The 3,610-nt window shown below is 49.8% G+C and carries 3 protein-coding genes; all 3 read left to right on the plus strand.

Annotated elements, in window-relative coordinates:
- The first annotated feature begins 88 nt into the window (after window positions 1-88).
- The 3 genes from J1785_RS02485 (at window position 89) to J1785_RS02495 (ending at window position 3,115) form a co-directional block, all read left to right on the plus strand.
- The gene (locus J1785_RS02485) at window positions 89-1,963 is read left to right on the plus strand and encodes a type IV secretory system conjugative DNA transfer family protein (protein WP_217218734.1); all 1,875 of its coding nucleotides are present in this window, start codon (window positions 89-91) and stop codon (window positions 1,961-1,963) included.
- Window positions 1,964-1,973: 10 nt separating this feature from the next.
- The gene (mobC, locus tag J1785_RS02490) at window positions 1,974-2,720 is read left to right on the plus strand and encodes a MobC family replication-relaxation protein (RefSeq protein WP_217218736.1); all 747 of its coding nucleotides are present in this window, start codon (window positions 1,974-1,976) and stop codon (window positions 2,718-2,720) included.
- Between the two features lie 107 nt (window positions 2,721-2,827).
- Window positions 2,828-3,115, plus strand: coding sequence for a hypothetical protein (locus J1785_RS02495; protein ID WP_217218735.1), 288 nt, complete (start codon window positions 2,828-2,830; stop codon window positions 3,113-3,115).
- Window positions 3,116-3,610 lie beyond the last annotated feature (495 nt).

The following is a 3,610-nucleotide window of genomic DNA, read 5'->3' on the forward strand; positions in this document are numbered from 1 at the left end:
CTGACATTCGCCCCGGATTTTCGCCCGACAGCGTGGGGCGTATTGTTGGGGCGATGTCATGGGGCGAACTGCTGACGAAGGAGGCATCGTGATTTTGAATAAGCTGGCCGTTTCACTGTCACCGATAGTGAATGGCGCACTGAGCTTCATGGCTTTTATGCAACAGCATCAGCTGATGCTGGCGCTGTTATCGGGGCTGACGATGCCGTTTTTCGCGTCCATGAAAAGCGATGAACGGCAAAAAGCCCCGTTGTGGCAAAAGCTGATTATGGCTTTTTCCATGGTGTGTTTTCTTTCCGGTACGATGGCCCCGGTTGTTATCTGGATTTTCCAGTGGCTTTATCGTGGCCGGGTAGTCGCCAGCATTCCCGTTCTGGCATGGCCGGTTCTGATTACTTTTACCGTAACGGGTTTTATTTTGCATATTCTGCTGCGAAGGGTATTAACCCCCGAACTGGATAAAATAAAGAAACGCCTTGTCAGAAAAACCACGCTTGAACGGGAATTACGCACTGATGTCCGTACGGTGAAATCCCTGCTGCCGGAAACACTGCATTATGACCCACTGGATTATATCGACCTGAGCAAAGGGTTATTTATCGGCATGAACCGCAATATTCAGCCGATGTACCTGCCGTTAAAGGACTGGCAAAAACAACACGCGGATATTATCGGGACCACCGGCGCCGGTAAGGGCGTTGCCACCGGGATATTACTATATCAAAGCATTCTGGCCGGTGAAGGCGTATTTGTGATGGACCCCAAGGATGATGAATGGGCACCCCACCTTTACCGGAAAGCCTGCGAGGATGCAGGCAAACCTTTTGCCCTGATTGACCTGCGTAAACCCCAATACCAGTTAAACCTGATTGAAGAGATCACCGCCGATGAACTGGAAGAGCTTTTTGTTGCCGGGTTCAGCCTGGCAGAGAAAGGTCAGGAGTCAGACTTTTATCGCATTGACGACCGAAAAGCGTCCCGGATAGCCGCACAATTTGTCACTCGTAATACTGCCTCAACCATTCGGGATGTTTATAACGGCGACTACGTTCAGGGTATTGCAGATAAGATAAAAGCCTTTTTCGGGAAAATTGAAGAGCTGGCCTTACTCAATGCCATCAATGCCCCCACCGGATTTTCGCTTAATAAAATATTTGAGAAAGGCGGTTGCTGCTACGTGATTGGCTCAATGCGCAACAGCAAAATCATTACCGCTCAGCGCATGCTGCTGGTTCGCCTGTACCAGCTGGCAGAAAGGCGCGAGCGAGTGAAAGACGTGCCGCGCCCCATTGCTATTTATCTTTCCGAACTGAAATATCATTTATCCAGGCCAGCGCTGGAAGGTTTAGGCGCGGCGCGGGATAAAGGCGTGCATATTATTATGGACCATCAGTCGATTGCCGATTTAAGAGACTGCCCGGCAGATTTGAAAGGTGACGCCGTTGTCGGCGCGGTTGTTGAGAACGCTAAATTCAAACTGGTTTATCGGGTCATGGACCCGGATACCGCTGAATGGGTAGCCAGAATGTCAGGCACTATATTAGTCGATGATGAGGTCCGCAAAGCGAAAACCGATGCCGTGTTGACAGAGACTATCGACAGTGAACGCACCATCAGGCAGGCCGAGCGTTTCTTTACCGACAGCAATATGATCCTGAACCTACCCGATTTTGTCAGCTTCATCTTCACGACAAAAACACTCCCGGCTGCTTCGCTGATTTCGCCCATCAGGGTGAAAAAACGCGAACTGGAGATCTGTGCCGTGTCGCCCGCGATTGCCGCCACCGCAGCAACAGTAAACATCGCCCTGGATTTTAGCGAGGAGGAAACATCCTCCGTATCCGTATCAATGCCGGAGATCACCACAACGCGGCCCGATCTTTTTTTTGATGAGATGGGCGAAAAAAATACGACAACACCGAATACCAACAAAGAAGAAAACCCGTCATGGCTGGATTTTTAAAGGGGAAATGATGCTCATCACCGCATACAGCGAACGCCAGACGCGACACCGCGAAAAAATACAACGACTACTGAATTTCCTGAAGGAAGAAACGTACAGTGACTTTAAAACGCTGATGCTGCTTTTCGGCTTCAGGGATCATAAATCGCTGTATTCCCTGCTTTCAAAAGTCGAGGGCATGGGGTTAATACATAAGCATGTCCTGGTATCGCGCACGATGAAGATTTCATTGTGGGGCATTACCAGTGACGGACTGGCAGTTGTATTAACCCCCGACGATACGCTTTTCCCGGCGCGGTTTGAGCCTTCAAAAATTACCGGCTGGACGCTGGAGCATCACCTTGATAATCAGGCAGCCCGCATCATCCTTGAGCAAAAAGGCGCATCCGGATGGATAAACGGTGACCGCTCGACCTTCCTTAGCCGGTATCAGGTCAGTCACCGCCCGGACGGGCTGATCACCCTGCCCGGCGGCACCGTGATTGCCATTGAGACCGAGCGCCGTTTGAAAACCAGAGCCCGTTACCAGTCGATCATCGCCAGCCATTTGCTGGCGCGGACCCGTAAAGACTGGATCTACGTTTTTTATATCGTGCCGGACCCGCAGAAAAAGCGCGGTCTTGAACGGCTGTTTGACAGCATCCGGCACGTCATCGTTAACCATCAGCACATCCCGCTGGAAACCCGCCACCGGAATGTCTTCCGCATCTACACGCTCGACGAGCTGCAACGGCTCGATGTAGACCACAGCATATAGTTCTTCTCTATCACTTACTGCCCCAACCCACCAACCCGCAGCGCAAAGACCGGAAATCATGCCCTTTCGAATTACTCTCCCAACATCAGAACTTACAGGACTCCAGAATGAACCGAGAAACTGACCGACTTTCGGACGTACTGACCGAAATGAGCGCAAAAGCGCTGGTGACATGGATGACGCATTCGGCATTACAGGACATACCGCGCGAAGCATTACTGGTTCGCGGCCACTATTTTGTCTATGCCCTACAGGCAAATTTTGTGTTACTGCGTGATGTTCTGTCAGAAACGCTGGAAGATATTGAGCAGCAGAGCCATGACCTCGAAGAAAGACTGGATAGCCTGGAACGGCGCCTTCAGACGCTTCAGAAAGATACTGATATTTTGTCTTAGCTCAGACTTGACCTGGCACAACTACGACACAGGGCCAAACCTAATCTGACAGGCAGCTCTGTGCCCAGGCTGTGTGAAAAGGTTTTTGGTCACAGAGACTGCCAAAAATAGAGCTAAAAACCGCGCTCATACGTAAAATTCGGCTCTACTGACCAGTCGATCAATTTCAGATTTTGCGTAGACACGCGCACTTCAGTTTTTGGCCAGGGTTTTCACACAGCCTGTGCCAACAGCGGACGTTGGGTTGTAGGTAATTCAAAATGCTAAAGCTAAATTCATATATCGTCTGCCGGCAAAGTTGAAAGGACCGTTGCGGACGACATTTTTTAAACAACGATCTTGTGGCACTACTTGAGTTCGAAAAGAGTATAAGTACTATGCTAAGTAAATTTTCTGAACCATTCCGAAATGGTGAGTTTGGTATAAACCGGTATGGCTCGATCAAATTTCCCTTTACATATAAAATACAAGTGAATGAATCAAGCACTCAAGGAG

Origin of the sequence: Rahnella perminowiae (assembly GCF_019049755.1) — a bacterium.
GTDB lineage: Bacteria > Pseudomonadota > Gammaproteobacteria > Enterobacterales > Enterobacteriaceae > Rahnella > Rahnella perminowiae.

Bases quoted from the DNA above. Each gene is read 5' to 3' on its own strand.
- mobC (WP_217218736.1), top strand. From the start codon at position 1,974: ATGCTCATCACCGCATACAGCGAACGCCAGACGCGACACCGCGAAAAA.
- J1785_RS02495 (WP_217218735.1), top strand. From the start codon at position 2,828: ATGAACCGAGAAACTGACCGACTTTCGGACGTACTGACCGAAATGAGC.